This window comes from Arthrobacter sp. IK3 (genome assembly GCF_051337705.1).
Classification (GTDB): Bacteria; Actinomycetota; Actinomycetes; order Actinomycetales; family Micrococcaceae; genus Arthrobacter_B; species Arthrobacter_B koreensis.
This window is the reverse complement of record NZ_JBPPSW010000013.1, coordinates 79,117-100,669: the sequence shown is the minus strand read 5'-3', so window position 1 is coordinate 100,669 and position 21,553 is coordinate 79,117. Positions and strand designations below refer to the sequence as shown.

At 64.6% G+C, this 21,553-nt stretch carries 22 protein-coding genes; 19 read left to right on the top strand and 3 right to left on the bottom strand.

Annotated features, from left to right (window positions below; genetic code table 11):
* Window positions 1–157: 157 nt before the first annotated feature.
* From ACSLGO_RS16405 to murA, 14 genes are all read left to right on the top strand, one after another.
* The gene (locus tag ACSLGO_RS16405; RefSeq protein ID WP_091603443.1) at window positions 158–2,077 is read left to right on the top strand and encodes a polysaccharide biosynthesis protein; all 1,920 of its coding nucleotides are present in this window, start codon (window positions 158–160) and stop codon (window positions 2,075–2,077) included.
* Window positions 2,077–3,081 (top strand): MraY family glycosyltransferase, encoded by a 1,005-nt coding sequence (locus ACSLGO_RS16400; protein ID WP_386884952.1) that lies wholly within the window; start codon window positions 2,077–2,079, stop codon window positions 3,079–3,081. The genes ACSLGO_RS16405 and ACSLGO_RS16400 overlap by 1 nt, the downstream gene beginning before the upstream one ends.
* A gap of 158 nt (window positions 3,082–3,239) precedes the next feature.
* Entirely contained in the window at window positions 3,240–3,722 is a 483-nt protein-coding gene (locus ACSLGO_RS16395) for a hypothetical protein (RefSeq protein WP_436401498.1), read from the top strand.
* Between the two features lies 1 nt (window position 3,723).
* Entirely contained in the window at window positions 3,724–4,002 is a 279-nt protein-coding gene (locus ACSLGO_RS16390) for a hypothetical protein (RefSeq protein WP_436401497.1), read from the top strand.
* Window positions 4,003–4,096: 94 nt separating this feature from the next.
* A complete protein-coding gene (atpB, locus tag ACSLGO_RS16385) occupies window positions 4,097–4,903 on the top strand; it encodes a F0F1 ATP synthase subunit A (RefSeq protein WP_436401496.1) in 807 nt (268 codons plus the stop codon).
* 69 nt (window positions 4,904–4,972) lie between these two features.
* Complete coding sequence (atpE, locus tag ACSLGO_RS16380) at window positions 4,973–5,188, top strand: ATP synthase F0 subunit C (protein ID WP_026555392.1); 216 nt, start codon at window positions 4,973–4,975, stop codon at window positions 5,186–5,188.
* 45 nt (window positions 5,189–5,233) lie between these two features.
* On the top strand, window positions 5,234–5,785 hold the full coding sequence (locus ACSLGO_RS16375; protein WP_091603459.1) for a F0F1 ATP synthase subunit B: 552 nt from the start codon (window positions 5,234–5,236) through the stop codon (window positions 5,783–5,785).
* Window positions 5,785–6,600, top strand: a complete 816-nt coding sequence (locus ACSLGO_RS16370) for a F0F1 ATP synthase subunit delta (RefSeq protein WP_263127153.1) — start codon at window positions 5,785–5,787, stop codon at window positions 6,598–6,600. The genes ACSLGO_RS16375 and ACSLGO_RS16370 overlap by 1 nt, the downstream gene beginning before the upstream one ends.
* A gap of 101 nt (window positions 6,601–6,701) precedes the next feature.
* A complete protein-coding gene (gene atpA / locus ACSLGO_RS16365) occupies window positions 6,702–8,339 on the top strand; it encodes a F0F1 ATP synthase subunit alpha (protein WP_091603469.1) in 1,638 nt (545 codons plus the stop codon).
* Between the two features lie 93 nt (window positions 8,340–8,432).
* Window positions 8,433–9,326 (top strand): F0F1 ATP synthase subunit gamma, encoded by an 894-nt coding sequence (locus tag ACSLGO_RS16360; protein WP_091603472.1) that lies wholly within the window; start codon window positions 8,433–8,435, stop codon window positions 9,324–9,326.
* A gap of 70 nt (window positions 9,327–9,396) precedes the next feature.
* Window positions 9,397–10,860 carry a F0F1 ATP synthase subunit beta gene (atpD, locus tag ACSLGO_RS16355; protein ID WP_091603475.1) on the top strand — a complete coding sequence of 488 codons (1,464 nt, stop codon included), beginning with the start codon at window positions 9,397–9,399 and terminating at the stop codon, window positions 10,858–10,860.
* A gap of 5 nt (window positions 10,861–10,865) precedes the next feature.
* The gene (locus tag ACSLGO_RS16350; protein ID WP_055239633.1) at window positions 10,866–11,159 is read left to right on the top strand and encodes a F0F1 ATP synthase subunit epsilon; all 294 of its coding nucleotides are present in this window, start codon (window positions 10,866–10,868) and stop codon (window positions 11,157–11,159) included.
* Window positions 11,160–11,168: 9 nt separating this feature from the next.
* Entirely contained in the window at window positions 11,169–11,597 is a 429-nt protein-coding gene (locus ACSLGO_RS16345; protein WP_091603478.1) for a DUF2550 domain-containing protein, read from the top strand.
* Window positions 11,598–11,702: 105 nt separating this feature from the next.
* Window positions 11,703–12,968: a UDP-N-acetylglucosamine 1-carboxyvinyltransferase gene (gene murA / locus ACSLGO_RS16340; RefSeq protein ID WP_091603481.1), complete on the top strand. Its 1,266-nt coding sequence runs from the start codon at window positions 11,703–11,705 to the stop codon at window positions 12,966–12,968.
* Between the two features lie 153 nt (window positions 12,969–13,121).
* Here the strand turns inward: murA and ACSLGO_RS16335 are convergent, their stop codons facing one another.
* Entirely contained in the window at window positions 13,122–13,325 is a 204-nt protein-coding gene (locus ACSLGO_RS16335; RefSeq protein WP_055239636.1) for a cold-shock protein, read from the bottom strand.
* A gap of 287 nt (window positions 13,326–13,612) precedes the next feature.
* On the bottom strand, window positions 13,613–14,308 hold the full coding sequence (nucS, locus tag ACSLGO_RS16330) for an endonuclease NucS (RefSeq protein ID WP_091603484.1): 696 nt from the start codon (window positions 14,306–14,308) through the stop codon (window positions 13,613–13,615).
* Between the two features lie 39 nt (window positions 14,309–14,347).
* On the opposite strand from nucS, the gene ACSLGO_RS16325 reads away from it, so the two are divergent.
* Window positions 14,348–14,707 carry a hypothetical protein gene (locus tag ACSLGO_RS16325; RefSeq protein ID WP_263127151.1) on the top strand — a complete coding sequence of 120 codons (360 nt, stop codon included), beginning with the start codon at window positions 14,348–14,350 and terminating at the stop codon, window positions 14,705–14,707.
* Between the two features lie 15 nt (window positions 14,708–14,722).
* Here ACSLGO_RS16325 and ACSLGO_RS16320 read toward each other — a convergent pair whose 3' ends face one another.
* Complete coding sequence (locus ACSLGO_RS16320; protein ID WP_263127150.1) at window positions 14,723–16,030, bottom strand: AI-2E family transporter; 1,308 nt, start codon at window positions 16,028–16,030, stop codon at window positions 14,723–14,725.
* A gap of 259 nt (window positions 16,031–16,289) precedes the next feature.
* On the opposite strand from ACSLGO_RS16320, the gene ACSLGO_RS16315 reads away from it, so the two are divergent.
* The 4 genes from ACSLGO_RS16315 to ACSLGO_RS16300 all read left to right on the top strand — a co-directional run bounded on the left by ACSLGO_RS16315 (window position 16,290) and on the right by ACSLGO_RS16300 (window position 21,533).
* The gene (locus ACSLGO_RS16315) at window positions 16,290–17,990 is read left to right on the top strand and encodes a hypothetical protein (RefSeq protein ID WP_436401495.1); all 1,701 of its coding nucleotides are present in this window, start codon (window positions 16,290–16,292) and stop codon (window positions 17,988–17,990) included.
* Window positions 17,991–18,101: 111 nt separating this feature from the next.
* Complete coding sequence (locus ACSLGO_RS16310) at window positions 18,102–19,043, top strand: tetratricopeptide repeat protein (protein ID WP_091603496.1); 942 nt, start codon at window positions 18,102–18,104, stop codon at window positions 19,041–19,043.
* 100 nt (window positions 19,044–19,143) lie between these two features.
* Window positions 19,144–19,980: an ABC transporter ATP-binding protein gene (locus ACSLGO_RS16305; RefSeq protein WP_436401494.1), complete on the top strand. Its 837-nt coding sequence runs from the start codon at window positions 19,144–19,146 to the stop codon at window positions 19,978–19,980.
* On the top strand, window positions 19,962–21,533 hold the full coding sequence (locus ACSLGO_RS16300; protein ID WP_263127146.1) for a transporter: 1,572 nt from the start codon (window positions 19,962–19,964) through the stop codon (window positions 21,531–21,533). Before ACSLGO_RS16305 ends, ACSLGO_RS16300 begins: the two co-directional genes overlap by 19 nt.
* The last annotated feature ends 20 nt before the right edge of the window (window positions 21,534–21,553 follow it).

Here is a 21,553-nt window from a genome sequence, read left to right as displayed (position 1 = left end):
CCCGATACCCCGGCGGTGCCGGACGTTCAAGGGGGTGCAGTTAGTATGCTGAATAGAATTCAGTCTATTACACCGGATTGGACGCCCTGCCGTGCCTGCGGCATGGCAGGACCGCTTACAACCTAGACGCGAACCGGGCGCAGGCCCGCTGAGGACTATGAACGATTCAAGCAGGGACAGAACCACCCCGGTCAGGGACGAGAAGCCGGCGCTCTGGCTCTGGTCCCAATATGTGCTGGACTCACTGGCCTGGGTGGTGGCCATTGTCCTGGCTCTGATCCTGCGTTACGAGCTGTCCGTGGACGAGATCAACGTGTCCGGCCTGGCCGCATTCTGCGGCGTGGCCGTGGTGACCCAGCTCGTGGTGGGGTACTCGTTCGCCCTGTACCGCGGGCGGTACAGCTTCGGCAGCTTCCATGAGATGCGCCTGCTGGCCGTCGTTACGATCGTGGTCTCGGCAATCCTGGTCCTCGTGAGTGCGCTCTTTGGCCTCGCGCTAGACATTCCCCGCAGCACCGGCGTCCTGGCATTCCCGTTCGCCTGCCTGTTCATGGCTGCCATCCGCTATATGAAGCGGATGTACGTTGAAAGCAAGGCGCGTCCCGGCGAGGAAGCACACCGGACCCTGATCTACGGCGCGGGCTTCCTGGGCAACTCACTTGTCACACGGATGATGAACGATCCGGAATCCCCGTATTACCCCGTAGGCCTGATCGACGACGATCCGGCCAAGAAACACCTGAGGCTTGGCACCGTTCCCGTGGTGGGGAGGCTCACCGACCTGCGCGAGGCAGCACAGCGGACCCGTGCCACAGTGCTCATCATCGCGATCGGTGACGCAGACGCGTCCCAGGTGCGCCAGGTCACGGACCAGGCAGAAGGCCTGAACCTCCGGGTGATGGTGCTTCCCCCGCTCCGGGACATGCTGGCAAAGGGCACAGGCGCCGGCCTGACCGATTTCCGGGAAGTCGCCGTCGAGGACCTCATTGGCCGCCGGCCCGTGGACATCCACGTGGACGAAGTGGCCGGCTACCTCAAGGGAAAGAAGGTCCTGGTCACCGGTGCCGGCGGATCCATCGGTTCGGAGCTGTGCCGCCAGATCACGGCTTTCGAGCCGAGCGAGCTGATCATGGTGGACCGTGACGAAACCGGGCTCCAGCTCACCCAGCTGTCCATAACCGGCCAGGGCCTGCTCAACGGCCGGGACACGGTCCTCGCGGACATCCGGGACGCGCGGGCACTGGACGAGGTTTTTGCCCAGCGCCGCCCCGACGTAGTTTTCCATGCTGCCGCGCTCAAGCATGTTTCACTGCTGGAGCAGTACCCGCTGGAAGCATGGAAGACCAACGTGCTTGGCACGGCGAACGTCCTGCGCTCGGCGCAGAAGGCCGGCGTCAGCCACTTCGTCAACATTTCAACGGACAAGGCAGCTAACCCAACCACAGTGCTGGGACATTCAAAGCGCGTGGCGGAGAAGCTCACCGCATGGATGGCTGGGCGCAGCGGACGGCGTTTTGTTTCGGTCCGGTTCGGAAACGTCATTGGCAGCCGGGGATCCATGCTGCCGCTGTTCACCGAACAGATCCGCCAGGGCGGACCGGTGACGGTGACGGACCCCGAGGTGACGCGGTTCTTCATGACCATCCCCGAGGCGTGCCAGCTGGTGATCCAGGCCGGCGCAATCGGGCGCGGGGGAGAGGTGCTCATCCTGGACATGGGCGAGCCGGTCAAGATCCTGGATGTTGCGCGACGCATGATCGCCATGTCCGGGAAGGACATAGATATTGTCTTTACCGGACTCCGGAAAGGCGAAAAGCTCCACGAAATCCTGGTGGGCACCGGCGAGGACGATTCCCGGCCGCTTCACCCGAAGATCTCCCATGCATCCGTGGATGTCCTGGACCCGGAGGAACTCGACGCCGAGGACTGGCTGCGGCGGTGCGGCTTCGGACCGGCGGCCGCCGCGGAGACTGCCGGCGGAGCAGCCACTGCGCTCTTCCCGCTTCCTGATACGGCAGCACTGCGACTGGCGGATATCCAGGACGGAACCGGGCAGGGCGATCGGCGGACCGGCTGATGGCCCTTGCCGCTTCAGCCGCAGCCGCGTTCCTGGCGAGCCTGCTGCTGCCCTTCGCGTTTATTCCGCTGCTGCGCCGGCTGGGGGTCGTGGATGTGCCCAATGAGCGTTCATCCCACACCAAGACCGTCATCAGGGGCGTGGGCGCCACCATTGCTGCGGGAGTACTGGTTGGCCTCGCAACGGCCCTGCTGACCGGCTATGTGGCGGTGGACCGCTCACTGGTCCTCCTGCTGATCGGCATCATCGCCTCGGCATCGCTGCTGGGCTGGGTGGAGGACTTCCGCGGCCTCTCCGTGCTGGCCCGGTTTGGACTGCAGCTGGCAATCGGCGCCGCCGGAACCACGGCCCTGGCCGCCGCGCTGGGCCAGAGCTTCTGGTGGGTCCCGGTGGGAACCCTCGTCATCGCCGGCTACATCAACGTGGCCAACTTCATGGATGGCGTCAACGGCATCTCCGGCCTGCACGGGCTGGCGGTCGGTGTCCTCTATGCCATGGCGGGCGTCCTCTCGGACCAGGTGTGGCTCATCGCCGCGGGGTCCGTGATCGCTGCGGCCTTCGCGGCCTTCCTGCCCTGGAACCTGGGCCGCGGATCGGTCTTTATGGGCGACGTCGGCAGCTACCTGCTGGGCGCAGCCATCGCGGGGACCGCTGTTGCCGCGTTCCTCGCCGGCGTCTACATCGAGTACCTGCTCTTCCCCATCCTGATCTACCTGCTGGATGCCTTCACCACGCTGGTGCGCAGGATCTGGCGCGGCGAGCGGTGGTATGCCGCCCACCGCCAGCATGTTTACCAGCGGCTCACCGACGAAGGTTTCAGCCACGTCCAGTCTGCGTCCCTGGTGACACTGTGCACCGTACTCGTGGGCGGCACCGGCCTGGTTACCGGAGGGACCGGCTGGGGTACGACGGCGGCGGGCACCGTGTTAGTGATTGCCGTTTCCTGCCTGTACCTGGCCTCTCCAAGGATTGCCGCGCACTTCCGGCAGCGGGCACGCACGTGATGCCCTTCCGGGCAGCACGAAGCTGACTGTCGCCCGCACGGATGTCACAGCGCAGTTCTATGTACTGTAGAATTCAAGCGGTGCGACGTACAGAGCTGCGTCCCCACTAGCTTTTCCCACAGCCGTTTTCCCCACATCGCAAGGATGATCCTTCAGCCATGAGCCAAGCCGACGGCGCACGCGCTAAGCGGATCAGTGCTTCCGGGCCCACAGACGCGCCCTGGCTCCGCATCCTGGGGATGTCCCTTGCCTGGACCGGCATCCCTGCCGCCGCCGCAGCAGCGGCCGCACTGATCGCTGGTCCGGGACCTGCCGGTGCCGCGAGCGTTGCCGCCGGCTGGGGCCTCATCGCCCTGTTCTTCGGGCTCAGCCTCGTAGTCGGACATGTAGTGGGACGGAAGAACCCGTCAGGCGCCATAGGAATGTTCGCCGTGACATATGCCGTCAAGGTTGTCGGTTTCGCGGTGGCCCTCTGGAGCGTGGGCGTGCCTGAATGGCTCGAGCGCCCCTGGTTCGCTTTTGCTGCCCTCGGCACCGTAGTGATTTGGCAGGTCGCCGAAATCCGTGCGTTTTCCCGCACGCGCCAGCTGATTTACAACGATGTGTCAGCGCCTACAGACGACGCCGCGAAAGGAGCCTGAGGTGGCAGCGAAATCAAAGAAGAATGCAGCCGGACAGGTTCCCGCTGCGTTTGAAGCCCCGCTGAGCAAGCGCCGCGCAATCCTCCAATATGTCCTGTCCGGAATCATTGCCCTTGGTTTGATAGGGTGGGGGCTGGACAGTCTTCTGGGGACCCGCTGGATTCTTTTTGCAGGTTTCGCCCTGGGCGGGCTGAGCGGTTTTTACGTCGCCGCCGCCCACGGGCTCACTTCCACTAAGCCAAAACCGCCTACGGGCGGAGAACGGCCGGATGAGGGTTAGACGAAGCAATGTCACACAACTTAGTAAACGGATGCATGCCACATGCCCCCGCCAATGAAATGCCCAACGATGGACAAAGCAGAGAGGAAACGCGTTGATCGCGCTTGCGCTTCCCGCCGCCAATGAAGAGGGGTTTGTTGCACCAACCCTCGATGAAATGCACCTCCCTGAGATCCTTCCCTGGGGCGCCGAGTACGGCGAGGGCTTTGGAAAGCAGATGCTGCTTATCCTCCTGTCCGTTGCCCTGATCAGCTGGTTCTTTATTGCTGCCGCACGGAAGCGGCAGCTTGTACCGGGCCGCCTGCAGTTCCTGGGCGAGTTCAGCTACAACCTGGTCCGCAACTCGATCGGCCGCGACATCATCGGTGAAAAGGACTTCCGTCCCTTTGTTCCGCTGCTGTTCTCGCTGTTCTTCTTCATCCTGCTGAACAACCTGTGGGGCAGTATCCCGCTGGCCCAGCTGCCGACCACCTCCCACGTAGGCACCGCGTACGCGCTGGCCGCCATCGTGTACTTCACCTGGATCATCCTGGGCATCAAGAAGCACGGCATCAAGTACTTCAAGTACGCCACCGTTCCTTCCGGTGTTCCGGTGTTCATTCTGCCGCTGGTGGTCCTGATCGAAATCATCTCGACCTTCCTGGTCCGCCCGATCACCCACAGCCTCCGACTCTTCGCCACGATGCTCTCAGGCCACCTGATCATCATGCTGGCTGCGTCGGGCACCGAGTTCCTCCTGCTGGAGGCCGAAGGCCTGCTCAAGCCGCTCGGCGCACTGACCCTGGTTGGCGGCGTCGGAATGTTCTTGTTCGAAGTTTTGATCCAGTGCCTGCAGGCGTACGTCTTCACCCTGCTGACTGCGATCTACATCCAAGGCTCAGTAGCAGCCGCGGACCACTAAAACCTCCCCTTAGCGGGGAACCCCCTGAACCAAACAACCTGCCTGCGGGCATCTTGAAAGGAAATACCAATGACTGGTGAAATCTCCGGCTCCCTGAACCTCATCGGCTACGGCCTCTCGGCAATCGGCGGTGCAATCGGTGTGGGCCTCGTCTTCGCCGCTTACATCAACGGTGTTGCACGCCAGCCCGAAGCACAGCGCGTCCTGCAGCCGATCGCCTTCCTGGGCCTGGCCCTGACCGAAGCCCTCGCCATCCTTGGTCTGGTTTTCGCGTTCGTCCTCTAACGTCAGCGCGTATTTCCCACACCAAGTAGATAGGACGGATGAGAAATGAACGAGGCAGTAATCCTCGCCGCCGCTGAAGGCGCTAATCCTCTGATCCCAAACATCTGGGAGATCCTGGTAACACTGCTTGGCTTCGCCGTGCTGATGTTCATCGTCGTCAAGTTCGTCGTCCCGATGTTCGAGAAGACGTATGCAGAACGTACCGAGGCCATCGAAGGCGGACTTGCCAAGGCCGAGGCAGCACAGGCTGAAGCCAGCGCTGCCCTCGACGAGTACAAGCAGCAGCTGATCGACGCACGCACCGAAGCCAACCGGATCCGTGAGGAAGCGCGCGCTGAAGGCGCTCAGATTCTCGCCGACCTGAAGGCAAAGGCTGCTGCCGAATCGGCACGCATCATGGAACAGTCCCAGGTGACCATCGAAGCCGAGCGCCAGGCAGCAGTTGTCTCGCTCCGCGCCGAGGTAGGAACCCTGGCCACCGAGCTGGCAAGCAAGATCGTTGGCGAGTCCCTCGCCGACGACGCACGCTCCGCCCGCGTGGTTGACCGTTTCCTGGATGAGCTGGAAACCTCGCAGAACGCAGGTGCGGTTCAGTAATGGCAGGTATATCGAGCGAGTCACTGGCAGCGGCCCAGGGTCAGTTGGAAGCACGCCTTCCCAACGCGACCCTCGGCCTCGCCGAGGAACTCTTTGGAATCCTGGGCCTCCTGGACGGCCAGACCGGCCTGCTGCGGGCCCTGACTGATCCGGCTCGTGATGGCCATGAGAAGGCAGCCCTGGTCTCCAAACTGGTTGGCGGCAAGGTTTCGGCCGACGCCGAGCAGATTGTTGCTTCTTTGGTTGAATCCCGGTGGCGCACACCGCGCGACCTCGGGGATGCTCTGGAAACCCTGGCTGCAACGGTTGTCTCCGCGGTCGCGGAAAACAAGGGTCCCGGTTCAGCCGGCCTTGAAGCACTTGAGAGCGAACTTTTCGCCTTCAACGAGACCGTGGCAGCCAGCCATGAGGTGCAGCGAGCACTGTCCAACCCGCAGGCAAGCCTGCAGGCACGGGCAGAGCTGGCAGAGAAACTGGTGCCGGGCAGCTCCGACGCTGCGAAGGTACTGATCCGTCAGGCTGTCACCGCTCCGCGTGGACTCCGCCCGACCGCCCTGGTCACCCGGTTCCTTGAACTGGTTGCCGGACGGCAGCAGCGGTGGATCGCCGAAGTGCGCACCAGCCGGCCACTCACCGATGAGCAGCGGGCACGCCTGCAGGCGTCTCTGAACGGTCTGTACGGGCGCGAGCTGAAGATCAACGCAACCGTTGATCCCTCGATCGTCGGGGGCATCCGGGTTACGGTGGGCGATGAAGTCGTCGATTCCACCGTGGTAACCCGTTTGTCGGAACTCCGCCGGAAGCTCGCGGTCTAGCCACCCTTTGTGGCTTACCGGGCCATGAGAAACATTTGAGAACCAATCGAAGGTCATCGGCACGAAGCGATGATCACAACATAGGAGAGCAGGGACTGCAGATGGCCGAATTGACCATCAACGCCGACGACGTCCGTAATGCGTTGAATGAATTTGCGGCGTCCTACGAACCCGGAAACGCAGAGCGCGTTGAAGTTGGCCGCGTAACCACCGCCAGCGACGGCATTGCCCGTGTGGAGGGCCTGCCCTCCGTTATGGCGAACGAGCTGCTTCGGTTTGAGGACGGCACGCTGGGCCTGGCCCAGAACCTCGACACCCGTGAAATCGGTGTCGTTGTCCTCGGCGACTTTGGCGGAATTGAAGAAGGCCAGGAAGTTCACCGCACCGGTGAAGTCCTGTCCGTCCCCGTTGGGGATGCCTTCCTCGGCCGCGTCGTCGATCCCCTGGGCGAGCCCCTGGACGACATGGGACCGATCCAGGCTGAGGCACGCCGCGCACTGGAACTGCAGGCACCGGGTGTTACCCAGCGTAAGTCGGTTCACGAACCGCTTCAGACCGGCCTGAAGGCCATCGACGCGATGATCCCGATCGGCCGCGGCCAGCGCCAGCTGATCATTGGTGACCGCAAGACCGGCAAGACCGCTATCGCCGTCGACACCATCCTGAACCAGAAGGCCAACTGGGCTTCGGGTGACGCGGAGAAGCAGGTGCGCTGCATCTACGTGGCCATCGGCCAGAAGGCGTCCACGATCGCCGAGATCAAGCGGACCCTCGAAGATGCAGGCGCCATGGAGTACACCACCATCGTGGCCTCCCCGGCATCTGACCCCGCAGGCTTCAAGTACCTGGCACCGTACGCCGGCTCGGCTATCGGCCAGCACTGGATGTACGGCGGCAAGCACGTCCTGATCATCTTTGATGACCTCTCGAAGCAGGCTGAAGCCTACCGTGCCGTGTCGCTGCTGCTGCGCCGCCCGCCGGGACGCGAAGCCTACCCGGGCGACGTCTTCTACCTGCACTCCCGCCTGCTGGAGCGTTGCGCAAAGCTCTCCGACGAGCTCGGCGCAGGTTCGATGACCGGCCTGCCGATCATCGAGACCAAGGCAAACGACGTCTCGGCCTACATCCCGACCAACGTCATCTCCATCACCGACGGCCAGATCTTCCTGCAGTCGGACCTCTTCAACGCCAACCAGCGCCCCGCCGTGGATGTTGGTATCTCCGTCTCCCGCGTTGGCGGTGCGGCACAGCAGAAGGCCATGAAGAAGGTTTCCGGTACGTTGAAGCTGGAACTGGCTCAGTACCGCGACATGCAGGCATTCGCCATGTTCGCCTCGGACCTGGATGCGGCTTCCCGCCAGCAGCTGACCCGCGGTGCACGCCTGATGGAACTGCTCAAGCAGGGCCAGTACGCGCCGTACCCCGTTGAAGACCAGGTTGTCTCCATCTGGGCCGGTACGAACGGCTTCCTCGATGACGTTCCGGTGGAAGATGTTCGCCGCTTCGAATCCGAGTTCCTTGACCACGTCCGCCACTCTTCGAAGGTCATGACCGTTCTGGCCGAGACCAACAAGCTCGAAGACTCAACGGTTGACGAACTCAAGACGCTCATCACCGACTTCAAGCAGGGCTTCTTCGGCGAGGGTGACAACCGCATGGTTGCTGCCGGCCACGAAGAAGCTTCGGCTCTGGACGAGGACGCAGTCGACCAGGAAAAGATCGTCAAGCAGAAGCGCTAGCGGCTTAGAGTTCCGCGGCCGGTGCAAGCCGGCCGCGGAACCCTTGGCCATTGCCTTAGCCCCTAGTCTCAACTAGGAACCGAAAGGAAAAGTATGGGAGCCCAAATTCGGGTCTACCGCCAGAAGATCGCCTCGACCACGTCGATGCAGAAGATCTTCAAGGCGATGGAGCTGATTGCTGCCTCTCGCATTGGAAAGGCCCGCACCCGCGTTGCCGCGGCGCTGCCTTATTCCAATGCGATCACCCGTGCCGTTTCTGCTGTGGCGTCCCAGTCGGAAATCGATCACCCGCTGACTACCGAGCCGGAGCAGATCCGCCGGGCCGCAGTAGTGATCATGACTTCTGACCGCGGTCTTGCCGGATCGTACTCCGCCGGAGTCCTGAAGCAGAGCGAATCGCTGAACGAATTGCTCCGTGAAGAGGGCAAAGAGGTCAAGACGTACCTGGTGGGACGCAAGGCCCAGGCGTACTACGACTTCCGCGACCGCGCCTACGAACGCGTGTGGACCGGCGGTACGGATGCGCCCGAGTTCGAGACCGCCCGTGAAATCGGCAAGACACTCCTCGATGACTTCAATACGGCCTACGAAGACGGCGGCGTGGACGAAATCCACATCGTATTCACGCGCTTCAAGTCCATGGTTGTCCAGGAACCTGCGGTAATCCGCCTGCTGCCGCTGGAAGTAGTCGAAGAGGAAGCACCGTCCGAATCGGACATCCTGCCCCTCTACGAGTACGAGCCCGAACCGGAACAGGTCCTTGACGCACTGCTGCCGCGCTACATCGAGTCGCGCATCTTCGCAGCTATGCTCCAGGCCGCAGCTTCCGAGCTCGCAGCCCGCCAGCGCGCCATGAAATCCGCAGGGGACAACGCCTCCGAACTTATTAAGAAGTACACGCGACTTCGCAATAACGCCCGTCAGGCTGAAATCACCCAGGAACTCTCCGAGATCGTGGCAGGTGCGGACGCGCTCAGCGCTTCCTAGCCCGCTTATCGAAGAGATCCACCAGAAAATACTTAGTCCACACGCCATCTAACTGAGTGAAGTGAGAGAGATGACTGCCCAAACTGCCGAGCACGGAGCAACCTCCGTAGCCCCGGGCGCCACAGGCCGTATCGCCCGTGTCATTGGCCCGGTTGTCGACGTCGAATTCCCGGCTGACGCAATCCCCACCATCTACAACGCACTCACCACCGAGCTGACGCTCAACGGTGAGACCAAGACCATCACGTTCGAGACCTCCCAGCACCTGGGTGACAACCTCGTCCGCGCCATCTCCCTGCAGGCCACCGACGGCCTGGTCCGCGGCGCAGCCGTGGTGGACACCGGTGCTCCGATCTCCGTTCCCGTTGGTGACGGCGTCAAGGGCCACATCTTCAACGTGCTCGGTGAGCCGCTGGACGTTCCGGCCGAGCAGCTGGAAATCAACGAGCGCTGGCCGATCCACCGCAAGGCCCCGAACTTCGCGGACCTTGAGGGATCCACCGAGATGCTGGAAACCGGCATCAAGGTCATCGACCTTCTCACCCCGTACATCAAGGGTGGAAAGATCGGCCTGTTCGGCGGCGCCGGCGTCGGCAAGACCGTTCTGATCCAGGAAATGATCACCCGTGTTGCCCGCAACTTCGGTGGTACCTCGGTGTTCGCCGGTGTTGGCGAGCGTACCCGTGAAGGCAACGACCTCTGGGTTGAAATGGAAGAGGCAGGCGTCCTGAAGGACACCGCCCTTGTATTCGGCCAGATGGATGAGCCGCCGGGAACGCGTCTGCGCGTTGCACTGTCCGGCCTGACCATGGCGGAATACTTCCGCGATGTCCAGAACCAGGACGTGCTGCTCTTCATCGACAACATCTTCCGCTTCACCCAGGCCGGTTCCGAGGTGTCGACCCTGCTGGGCCGCATGCCTTCCGCCGTGGGCTACCAGCCCAACCTGGCTGACGAGATGGGTCTGCTGCAGGAGCGCATCACCTCGACGAAGGGCCACTCCATCACCTCGATGCAGGCCATCTACGTCCCGGCTGATGACTACACCGACCCGGCTCCGGCCACCACCTTCGCGCACCTGGATGCCACCACGGAACTTTCCCGTGAAATCGCATCCCGAGGCCTGTACCCGGCCGTGGATCCGCTGACTTCAACCTCGCGTATCCTCGACCCGCAGTACGTTGGCCAGGAGCACTACGACACGGCTGTCCGCGTCAAGCAGATCCTGCAGAAGAACAAGGAACTGCAGGACATCATTGCCATCCTCGGCATTGACGAACTGGGCGAAGAAGACAAGATCGTCGTCGCCCGTGCACGCCGCATCCAGCAGTTCCTGTCGCAGAACACCTACACCGCCAAGCAGTTCACCGGCGTTGAGGGCTCGACCGTGTCCGTCAAGGACACCATCGAAGGCTTCAAGGCTATCTGCGACGGCGACGTGGACCACATTGCCGAGCAGGCCTTCTTCAACGTTGGCGGCATGGACGATGTTGAGCGTCAGTGGGCGAAGATCCAAGAGCAGACCGGGAAGTAAGCCCCATGGCTGACACTGCTGAACTCGAAGTCGAGATTGTCGCGGCCGACCACTTTGTGTGGTCCGGTCCGGCAAAGATGGTCAAGGCACGCACTGCCGACGGGGAAATCGGGATCCTTCCCGGCCACGCGCCGGTGCTGGCGATCCTGGCCGAGGGCGAGCTGGCCATCGAACCGGTGTCCGGCAGCCGCATCACCGTTGGCGTTGACGGCGGGTTCTTCTCCGTCGACTCCAACCGTGTGGTCATCGTCGCGGACAACGCCCAGCTGAACGACGCAGCCAACGCTGGGACCCGCTGACCCTCTCCAATGGACAGTACCTACGTGTTCATTGCGCTGGCAGCCTTCTTCGGGCTGCTGGTACTTGCAACGGCGCTTTTCTGGGTGCGCCGCACGCAGCTGCGGCGCACCCTGGGTACCTTCGACGCCTCCATCTGCTTCCCGCCCGGCGGGTGGCGGATGGGGGTTTGTCGTTATACGGACACCCATCTTGAATGGCTCCGTCTGTTCTCTCTCAGCCCGCGGCCTCCGCACAGGTTCCTGCGCAGCTCCCTGGAGGTGAAGGGGTGGCGCCAGCCCACCGAGGCTGAGCGCGCCCGCATTCAGCCCGGAGCGCTGGTAGTGACCCTGGAGTACGAGGGTCGCGAGCTGCTCATGGCAATGAAGTATGACGTCTACACCGGACTGTCTTCCTGGCTGGAAGCCGGTCCGGTGATAGGCATCGGCACCTGGCGCTAAGGCCCGGGACTAAGTGCGCGCAAAGGCGCAGGGAATCTTCCCTGCGCCTTTGCCGTATCCAGCCGGCGGCACGCGGCAGCGCCCCGCGGCCCCTAGTATGGAGTCATGGAAGACGTCATTGTTGTCACCGGCCCCTCCACGCTCAACGGCTCGGTGACCGTCCCGGGGGCCAAGAACTCGGTACTGAAGCTCATGGCAGCCACGCTGCTGGCGCAGGGACGTTCCACCATCACCAACGTGCCCAACATCCAGGACGTCTGGATTATGGCCGAGCTGCTGCGCCGGCTGGGCTGCACCGTGGATTACGACGCCGACGCCGCCGAGGTGCGGATCGACGTCCCGGCTGTTCCCGGACACCAGGCGGACTACGATCTTGTCCGGGCCATGCGCGCCTCGATCTCCGTGCTCGGCCCGCTGGTGGCCCGATGCCGCCGCGCGGAGGTTGCCCTGCCCGGCGGAGACGCCATCGGCTCGCGCGGACTGGATATGCACCGGGCCGGACTGGAAGCGATGGGCACCTCCATTTCCATCGACCACGGCTACCTGATCGCCTCCGTACCTGACGGACTCGTTGGTGCCCGGCATGTCCTCGACTTTCCCTCGGTGGGGGCTACGGAGAACATCATGATGGCGGCCACCCTGGCCCGCGGCACCACCATCATCGACAATGCGGCCCGTGAACCCGAGATCACCGACATCGCGCGGATGCTTTGTGCAATGGGCGCCCAGATCAGCGGAATCGGAACCAACACTCTGGTGATCGAGGGAGTTCAGACGCTCTCTCCCGTGACGCACCGTGTGGTGCCGGACCGCATCGTCGCCGGTACGTGGGCGTTTGCTGCGGCCATCACCGGAGGCAACATCGAGGTGCGCAACGCCGACCCCCGCGCGCTCACGGTGGTGCTGGACAAGCTTGCCCAGGCGGGCTGCGCGGTGGAGACCCGGCAGGATGGGTTCACCGTCAAGGGCCCCTCCCGTCCGGAGCCGATCAACGTCTCCACCCTGCCGTACCCGGGCTTTCCTACGGACCTGCAGCCTTTCGTGGTGGCGTTGAACGCCGTTTCCACCGGCTCCGGCATGGTCACGGAGAACGTGTTTGAAGCGCGCTGGGGGTTCACCTCGGAACTGGCCCGGCTGGGTGCCGTGGTGCGCCTGGACGGACACCATGCCCTGATCCAGGGAGTGTCGCGGCTTTCCGGGGCGCCGGTGGAGGCGAACGACATTCGGGCGGGTGCTGCACTGGTGATCGCCGGGCTGGCGGCGGAGGGGACCACGGAAGTGCGGGGAGTGGACCACATTGACCGCGGCTACGAGCGGTTCATGGAGTCGCTGCGCGGCCTTGGCGCCAACGTGCTGCGCCGCCGCAGCTGAATCCGGCCACCCTTCTTCCGTCGAAAGGCCAGTTACGGCCCCTTTCAGCCCTGGGAAGAGCCGTAACTGGCCTCTCGATGGGGGGCGGGGGACGTCGGCCGGACGCAAAAACAGCGGGGACCACGAAGGTCCCCGCTGCTGCTCTGCTGAGAACTAGAGGGCGGTTACGCCGGTAGCCTGGGGGCCCTTGGCGCCCTGGCCGATCTCGAACTGAACGCGCTGGTTCTCATCCAGGGTCTTGAACCCGTTGGACTGGATTTCCGAGTAGTGGACGAAAACGTCTCCGTCGGAATCATCCGGGGTAATGAAGCCAAAACCCTTTTCCGCGTTAAACCATTTGACGGTTCCCTGTGCCATTTGTCTATCTCCTTTAGTGCTGAAACTGTACCGGCACACCTCGTGCCTCTGGTTGTTACCGAAGCGGGAAGTCCAGGTTCCCTGCCGGTAAGGCAGTTCCTACAGGAGCAACACGCTCGCAACCGTCTTGCGAGCATGAAAAACACCTACACAAAGACTGGTTATAGCGTTACATACCACTAAAGAGCCGTCAACGGATTCGATGGAAAATTTTCGCAGATTTCCGGCTGCTCGTTTTGCGCTGATAAAGGGCTTGGTTAACGCGGCGGTTAACTGCAGGGAAATGGTTAGAAGAGACGCGACTCGACGTCGTCAACACCGCGCATTTCGTCATAGTCCAGGGTGAGGCAATCAATGCCGCGGTCTGTTGCGAGGACCCTTGCCTGCGGCTTGATCTGCTGGGCCGCAAACACTCCGCGCACCGGTGCCAGTAGGGGATCGCGGTTCAGCAGCTCAAGGTACCGGGTGAGCTGCTCCACTCCGTCAATGTCGCCGCGGCGCTTGAGCTCCACAGCGACCGTGCCGCCGTCGGCGTCGCGGGCGAGAATGTCCACCGGACCAATCGCTGTCATGTATTCGCGGCGGATCAGCGTGTAGCCCTCGCCCAGCTTGGTGATCTGCTCGGCCAGGAGCCGCTGGAGATCAGCCTCCACTCCGTCCTTGATCAGTCCGGGGTCTGTGCCGAGCTCATGGGCAACGTCGGAGATGTGCTCGAAGACGCTGATGACCAGTTTGTCATCCGTCTTGGCGCTCTGGACGTTCCAGACCTCCACGACTCCCGCTTCGGCGTCGTCCTCACCCGGTTCGGTAATCCGGAGCGTGGCCGGCGGGCTCATCCAGTTCAGCGGCTTATAGGAACCGCCGTCGGAATGGATCAGCACGGAACCGTCCGCCTTCACCATCAGCAGGCGGGTAGCGAGGGGCAGGTGGGCACGGAGGCGGCCGACGTAGTCAACGGAGCAGCGGGCTATCACTAAACGCACAGTTGCACTTTACCGGTTCGGCTGCGGCAAGATGGTTTTATGCCCCGCTCCAACCGTCCCCGCCGGCAGCTGCCGGCCTCCAGCACCGCAGCCGGGCGCAACGCGCGCCGCAAGTGGGCCGCGCCGGTTCCGGAGATTGACCTGGAGCGCTCCCGGGCAGGGCTGCCGCAGCACGAGTCGGCGTCCGACGGCGAATGGTCGGTCCGGCGTATCACCGCCCGGAACGCAGCCAAGGACTACCGCTGCCCGGGCTGCGGGCAGGTCATTCCGCCCGGGATCGAGCATCTGGTGGTCTGGCAGGAAGATTCCCTTTTTGGCCGGCAAAGCGCGGTCGAGGACCGCCGCCACTGGCACGCCCGGTGCTGGCGCACGCGTCCGGGTTCAGCTCCCCGCCGCTAGTTCTGCCCGCCCCGGCTAGAGCCGGTCCTGGCGGGCGATAACTACTTCCTTCATCAGCAGCAGCACGGCAGCCGCCGTCGGAATGGCGATCAGGGCGCCGAGGACACCCAGCAGCGTGCCGCCGGCAATTACGGCGATCACCGCGACGGCGCCTGGTACCGCCACCGCCCGCTGCATCACGCGCGGCGAGACGAAGTACGCCTCGAACTGGAGGTAGGCCATGTAGAGGATGGCAAAGACCACGGCAGTCTGCCAGCTCGAGGTCAGGGCAATAAGGGAGACGAGCACCAGGGCGATCGGCGGGCCTACCAGCGGAATGAAAGCCAGGAGGGCCACGACGAAGGCCAGCAGCACGGAGAACGGAACGCCGGTGATGGTCATGATGATGAAGGCGTAGAGCGCATCCAGCAGGGCGACGAACCCCTGGCCGATCACGTAGTTTCCTACGCTGCCGGTGATTTCCTCCGAGAGCGCCTCTACCCGCCGGCGCCGGCTGCGCGGAGCCAGTCGGTAGGCCCATTTCTTCATGGAGGGCAGCGACGCGAGGAAATAGAGCGTCAGGACAAGGATGATCAGCGCGCCGAACAGCCCGTTGGCAATGACCGTGCCCACACTGAGCACACCGCCGAAGATCCCGCCGACTGCGTCCGCGTTGGAGAAGAACTTCTGCACCTCTTCATCCACGCGTTCGCGGATCTTGAACTGGGCCTCGATCGTCACGAAGAAATCGGAGGAGAGGAACCGGTCCACATAGCTTGGTGCGTTGTTGACCACTTCAGTGGTCTGGCTGACGATCGTCGGAATCAGGGTGGCGAAGAAGGCGGTCACGGCACCGGCCAGGATGACCACCACTATGGCGATGCCGGCCGGCCGCGGGACGCCGCGGGCACTGAGCCAGCGGACCACCGGATCCAGCCCGAGGGCAATGAACAGTGCAGCGCCGATCCAGACCAGCAGTTCGCCCACGTTGGTGATGATGAAGAACAGCAGCAGGGCGAAACCTACGCCCACGGTGAACATGAACCCGAAGCGGATCGGGTGCTTGTCCGGACCCGCGCCCGTGGAAAGCGGCGGGGGAGGGCCGCCGAACCGGCGTCGTTCATCAGAGAGCTTTGCGTCCGGATCAACCTCCGGCTCGGGAAGGACCTCCAGGTCCTGCTCCTCCGGCGGAAAATCGAACTGCGGCCGCGGACGTGCCCCGGGAATGCGGGAAATCAGCCGCCAGGCGCGTGAGCCGGCGGAGGAAAGGCGCTCACGGCGGGTGGGCGGCGTGCCCGGAGCGGGGAGTGGTTCGTCGACGGGAAGGTCCCGGTCCTCGCTCATCTGCCCTGCTCTCCCTCGGTGCCTGCACTGGTGCGCGGGGTGTACCGTGCCGCGTCAGATTATCAGCCGCAGACCGGCTGCGCGGGTAGGCCCGCTGCACGCGGCGGTTGAGGGGCCGGCCGCCGAAATGTGCTCACGCGGGGCCGTTCGTTACCATAGGGTTATAAAGCAACCGCCAACCACGATGACCATAGGGGCATCAGTCCCGTTCCCGCTGCCTACAGGCGCGCGGAGGACCGTGACCAACGATAGGTAAGCTGTGCGAAACAAAATTGCAGTTCCGCTCATAGTGCTCGGAATCCTGATGATGCTCGTCGGGATTGGCCAGCGCACTATCTGGGCGCCGCCCCAGACCCTAACGGCCCAGGCCCCCGACGCCGGCGCCGCGCCAGTGGCCGTCCTTGAGCCAGACCTGCTGGACTCCCGCCCGGACGGCGCTGAGATCACGGTCCGTTCCGATGACGGCGTCTTCCTCGCCGTGGGGCGTTCAGCCGACGTCGATGCGTGGGTGGACGGCGCAGCCGTGACGCGGATTGGTTCCGGTGCGGACGAGTCCCTCAGCGCCGAAACCAGCGAAGGTGATTCCACCGTCCCCAGCCCCGCCGGATCCGATCTTTGGGTCAGCGAGGAAAGCGTGGACGGCGAGCTCTCCTACACCTGGACCGCACCCGCCGCCGGGGACTGGTCGGTGCTGATTGCCTCTGACGGAACCGCGCCCGCGCCCACTGACATCACCATCAGCTGGCCCAATGACCAGGGCACGCCGCTGGCCGTTCCGCTGATCATCGCCGGTGCTCTCGCAGCCGTGCTCGGCCTGGCACTGGCCTTCCTGGCGCGCGGCAGGAAGACGGGTCCGCCGACGCCCGGCAGCCGCCGCGCAGTGCGCGAAACGGATACCGCTGCGCAGCGCATCGTTGCCCGCCGCGGACAGAAGACATCCGAAGAATCGTCCTCCTCTTCGGCCCTGCGGACAGCAGCCGGTTTCACGGCCGCTGCACTCGCCGGCAGTCTGGCAGTGGGGCTGGTGCCCGGGGCAGCAAACGCGGCGGACGCTCCGGCCCAGGAAGAGAACTACCCCGTTGTGCTGGACGGGCAGCTGTCCCGGATCCTCAGTTCGGTGGCCGGAACAGTGCAGGAGGCCGACGCCGCCAAGGACGCCTCGCTGCTTCCCGAGCGCACGGCGTCCACGGCACTGGAACTGCGCAAGGCCAACTACGCTACGGCTGCGAAGGTCCCGGATACGAAGGCTCCGCCCGCCGTGGCTGCCTCGCCGCTGCTCACCGACCTCATTTCCAGCGACACCTCGTTCCCGCGTACGGTCGTAGCCGTGACGCAGGGCGGTGACAACACGGTCCCGCAGGCGCTGGTACTGGTCCAGGCCTCCGCACGGGAAAACTACAAGCTGGTCTCCGCGATCCAGATGCTGCCCGGAACAACCTTCCCGCAGCCGCCCGCGGACGGCACCGGCGTTGAAACCGTCGCCGCGGACTCCGGTGAGGACCTGGCAATGGCACCGCAGGCAGCCGTGGATGCCCTTGCCGATGCCCTGACCAAGCCGGACGGCGGAAACAAGGAGACCTTCGCTCCGAACAGCTTCGCCGAGGCCGTGACCACGTTCCAGGCCGAAGTGACCGGCAACCCGGCAAACGAGTTCGCTACCATTACCTTCAGCCACACCCCGGTGCCGTCCGACACCCGGGCACTGCGGACCGCTGACGGAGGCGCGATCGTGTTCGGCTACATGTCCCACAGCTACTCCAGCGTCCCGCGCGAAGCCGGGGACTCGATCAACCTTGAGGGCACCATCTATGAGACCCTCACCGGTGAGAAGAACACCGAAGCGGGCATTGACGTGGCGTACGGCGAAGCCGTCATGCTCTACGTTCCGCCGGCAGGAGCAGACGAAAAGGTGGAGGTCATTGGAGCGGCGCAGCAGCTGCTCTCCGCCACCCTCAAGTAAAACTCCCTAACCCACCGGAGAGCGGCGCCGCGGCATGAGATGCCTGCGGCGCCGCTGTGCTGTCCACGGACACTTGCCCGGGAGTGCGGCAGCCGTATTAGGGTTGAAGCCATGAGCACACCGAACCACCGACCCGCGCCCGCTCCGTCCATGAACCTTCGGGGAGCGGTGGACCTCTCCGCGCTGAAGAACCGCGCGAGCACGCCGCCCCCTGCGGCGGCCGGTGCCCCGGGGGAGGGGCCCTCCTCCTACGTGGTGGAAGTTTCGGAACAGACGTTCCCGCAGGTGGTGCAGCTTTCGTCCACAGTGCCCGTGATCGTGAACCTCTATTCCCCGCGCAGCCCCGAGTCGGCGGAGATCACCGCGGTGCTGGAACAGGAAGCCGCTGCCCGGCAGGGACGCCTGCTGCTGGCCAACGTCGACGTAGACGCCCATCCGCAGATTGCCCAGGCCTTCCAGGCCGTTGCGGTACCGACCGTCGCCGCTGTCATTAAGGGCCAGCCTGTGCCGCTGCTGGACCGCCCGGTTCCGGCGGAGCAGATCCGGGCCCTGGTCACTGAACTGATGCAGGTGGCCGAGGCCAACGGCGTCAGCGGTTCCCTGGGCGAGGCAGGTGAGGGTGCCGCAGAGGAAAAGCCCCTTCCGCCGCTGCACCAGGAGGCATACGACGCGATCGTGGCAGGGGACTATGACGGCGCGGCCGCCGCCTACCGCAAGGCCCTGGCCGAACAGCCGGCAGACGCGGACGCAAAGGCTGGGCTCGCCCAGGTTGAGCTGATGCAGCGGCTCAGGGACGCGGACGCAGAGGCGCTGCGCACCGCGGCAGCCGACCACCCGGACGACGTCGATGCCCAGCTGGCGGTGGCGGACCTCGACATTTCCGGGGGCCACGTCGAGGACGCCTTCAACCGGCTCATCCGGCTGATTTCCCGCACCGGAGGGGAGGACCGCGAACGGGTCCGCGTGCGCCTGCTGGACCTGTTCGAAATTGCCGGTCCGTCAGATCCGCGCGTCACCAAGGCCCGCTCCGCACTGGCCCGGGCGCTTTTCTAGGATTCCTAGTCCGCGCGGCGGGGTGCCGGCGCTGGTTTTGTGCGCGGATTTCCTTCGTAAGGCGGAGGTCGGACGAGGCCCCGCTTGCTAGATTTTCGGTATGAGCCAAAATCCTGATCCTGCCGCCGTGCCCGGCGGGGAACCGCAGAACGTCCAGCCGGCCCCGAACGGATCAAGCCAGCCGGCACCTGCCCTGGCCATCCGCGGGCTGGCCAAGCGGTTCGGCCAGAAGATTGCCGTCAACGGCATCAACCTCGACGTGCCGGCAGGGTCCTTCTACGGCCTGGTTGGCCCCAACGGCGCGGGCAAGACCACGGCGCTGTCCATGGCCACCGGACTCATGCGCCCGGACTACGGCAAGGTATGGGTACACGGCGTTGACGTCTGGGAGAAGCCGCTCGAAGCCAAGCGCCTGATGGGCGTCCTCCCGGACGGGGTGCGGCTCTTTGACCGGCTCACCGGTGAACAGCTGGTCACATACGCCGGCCTGCTGCGCGGAATGGAGCGGGAAACCGTGGCGGAACGCACCGCAGACCTGCTCAAGGCCCTGGACCTCGCCGCCGACGCCGGCACCCTGGTGGTGGATTACTCCGCCGGTATGACCAAGAAGATTGCGCTGGCGTCTGCGCTGATCCATGCCCCGCGGCTCCTGGTCCTCGATGAGCCGTTCGAAGCGGTGGATCCCGTGTCCGCCGCCAACATCCGGGACATCCTGGCGGACTACGTCTCGTCCGGCGGCACCGTGATCGTCTCCAGCCACGTGATGGACCTGGTGCAGCGCATGTGCGACCACCTTGCCGTGGTGGCCGCCGGCAACGTCCTGGCGGCCGGAACCGTGGACGAAGTCCGCGGCGGGCAGAGCCTGGAAGACACCTTCGTGAACCTGGTGGGCGGACGCAGCACCTCGGAGGGGCTCTCATGGTTGCGCACCTCCTAAAACTCAAGCTGATCCTGCTGCGCAACTCGATCAAGCGCAGTCCCTGGCAGATCGTTGGTATCGCCTTTGGCGCGCTCTACGGCCTGGGCATTCTCGGGCTCATGCTCGCCGGGCTGTTTTTCCTCACTTTCAACGACCCCGAGCTGGCACGGACCCTGGTGGTCCTGGGCGGCTCCGCTGCGGTCCTGGGCTGGGCCGTGATCCCGGTGGTGGCCACCGGCGTCGATATGACGCTGGACCCGGCCCGCTTCGTGACCTTTGCGATTCCCATGCGCCAGATGATCCTGGGCCTGGCGCTTGCGTCCCTCATCGGCATCCCCGGCATCATCACCCTGGGTGCCGCACTGATCCAGGCCGTGGCCTGGTGGCAGTATCCCGCCGCCGTGCTGGCCGGCATTCCGGCTGCCCTGGTAGCGGTCCTGACCTGCGTTGTCATGGCCAGGCTCGGGGTAGCGGCGACGACGTCGCTGGCCTCCAGCCGCCGCTTCAAGGACGTTTCGGGGCTCGTGCTGATTGTCCCGCTGATGTTCATCGGCCCGGTTATCGGCTTCACCGCCACTGCGATCACCGTCGAGGGGGACTTCCTCGCCCGGATGGCCGGGATCCTGGCCTGGACTCCGTTGGGTGTCGCCTGGGCGGTCCCGGGCGACGTCGCCCTGGGCAATGCCGGCACGGGCCTGCTCCGCCTTCTGATCTCCGTCCTGTTCCTTGCCCTGATCTCATGGGCCTGGAAGGCGCTGCTGGCCAGGGCCCTGGTTACCCCGGCCCACAACGCCACCGCGAGCCGCAGCGCCGGGAAACTCGGATTCTTCGCCCGCTTCCCGGCTACGCCCACGGGCGCCGTGGCGGCCCGGGCACTGACGTACTGGGTCCGGGACCCTCGCTACAGCGCCTCGCTGATCATCGTTCCGGTGCTCGCCGTCGTCCTGATCTTCGCGGTGCAGACTGAAGGGCTGCCTCCGGTGGTCCTGGGCATCGGCCCGCTGGTGGCCTTCCTGCTCGCGTTCGGCATTTCGGCGGATATCTCCTACGACAACACCGCGTTTGCCCTGCACCTCTCCACCGGGCTCTCCGGGACGGCGGACCGGGCGGGCCGCGCGCTGGCCTGTCTGGTGTTCGCGCTGCCGGCGACGCTCGCCGCGGCAGTCGTCCCGCCGATCGTCCTGGGCAGGCCGGAGGACATTCCCGTCCTGCTCGGACTCTGCCTTGGGCTGCTGCTGAGCGGGCTGGGACTCTCCAGCGTCTTCTCCGCCCGGTACACCTACAACGTGCCGCTGCCGGGGGAGAACGCCTTCAAGACCCCTCCGGGTTCGACCGGACGGACCATGCTGGTCCAGTTCCTCTGGATGGGAATGCAGTTCGTGATCACCCTGCCGCTGCTGGTTCCTGCGGGGCTGTACGTCTTTGGCCTGGGCAGTGCCTGGGGCTGGGTGAGCCTGGCGGTGGGCGTGGTCTACGGGGCAGCAGCAATGGTGGCAGGCATCCGGATAGGCGGACGCTGGCTGGACAAGCGCGGCCCCGAGGTCCTCCAGGCCGTATCCGTGAACAAGTAGGAGCCGGGTTTCGTAATGCT

Bases quoted from the DNA above. Each gene is read 5' to 3' on its own strand.
- ACSLGO_RS16405 (WP_091603443.1), top strand. From the start codon at position 158: ATGAACGATTCAAGCAGGGACAGAACCACCCCGGTCAGGGACGAGAAG.
- ACSLGO_RS16400 (WP_386884952.1), top strand. From the start codon at position 2,077: ATGGCCCTTGCCGCTTCAGCCGCAGCCGCGTTCCTGGCGAGCCTGCTG.
- ACSLGO_RS16395 (WP_436401498.1), top strand. From the start codon at position 3,240: ATGAGCCAAGCCGACGGCGCACGCGCTAAGCGGATCAGTGCTTCCGGG.
- atpE (WP_026555392.1), top strand. From the start codon at position 4,973: ATGACTGGTGAAATCTCCGGCTCCCTGAACCTCATCGGCTACGGCCTC.
- ACSLGO_RS16375 (WP_091603459.1), top strand. From the start codon at position 5,234: ATGAACGAGGCAGTAATCCTCGCCGCCGCTGAAGGCGCTAATCCTCTG.
- ACSLGO_RS16370 (WP_263127153.1), top strand. From the start codon at position 5,785: ATGGCAGGTATATCGAGCGAGTCACTGGCAGCGGCCCAGGGTCAGTTG.
- atpA (WP_091603469.1), top strand. From the start codon at position 6,702: ATGGCCGAATTGACCATCAACGCCGACGACGTCCGTAATGCGTTGAAT.
- ACSLGO_RS16360 (WP_091603472.1), top strand. From the start codon at position 8,433: ATGGGAGCCCAAATTCGGGTCTACCGCCAGAAGATCGCCTCGACCACG.
- atpD (WP_091603475.1), top strand. From the start codon at position 9,397: ATGACTGCCCAAACTGCCGAGCACGGAGCAACCTCCGTAGCCCCGGGC.
- ACSLGO_RS16350 (WP_055239633.1), top strand. From the start codon at position 10,866: ATGGCTGACACTGCTGAACTCGAAGTCGAGATTGTCGCGGCCGACCAC.
- ACSLGO_RS16345 (WP_091603478.1), top strand. From the start codon at position 11,169: ATGGACAGTACCTACGTGTTCATTGCGCTGGCAGCCTTCTTCGGGCTG.
- murA (WP_091603481.1), top strand. From the start codon at position 11,703: ATGGAAGACGTCATTGTTGTCACCGGCCCCTCCACGCTCAACGGCTCG.
- ACSLGO_RS16335 (WP_055239636.1), bottom strand. From the start codon at position 13,325: ATGGCACAGGGAACCGTCAAATGGTTTAACGCGGAAAAGGGTTTTGGC.
- ACSLGO_RS16325 (WP_263127151.1), top strand. From the start codon at position 14,348: ATGCCCCGCTCCAACCGTCCCCGCCGGCAGCTGCCGGCCTCCAGCACC.
- ACSLGO_RS16320 (WP_263127150.1), bottom strand. From the start codon at position 16,030: ATGAGCGAGGACCGGGACCTTCCCGTCGACGAACCACTCCCCGCTCCG.
- ACSLGO_RS16310 (WP_091603496.1), top strand. From the start codon at position 18,102: ATGAGCACACCGAACCACCGACCCGCGCCCGCTCCGTCCATGAACCTT.
- ACSLGO_RS16305 (WP_436401494.1), top strand. From the start codon at position 19,144: ATGAGCCAAAATCCTGATCCTGCCGCCGTGCCCGGCGGGGAACCGCAG.
- ACSLGO_RS16300 (WP_263127146.1), top strand. From the start codon at position 19,962: ATGGTTGCGCACCTCCTAAAACTCAAGCTGATCCTGCTGCGCAACTCG.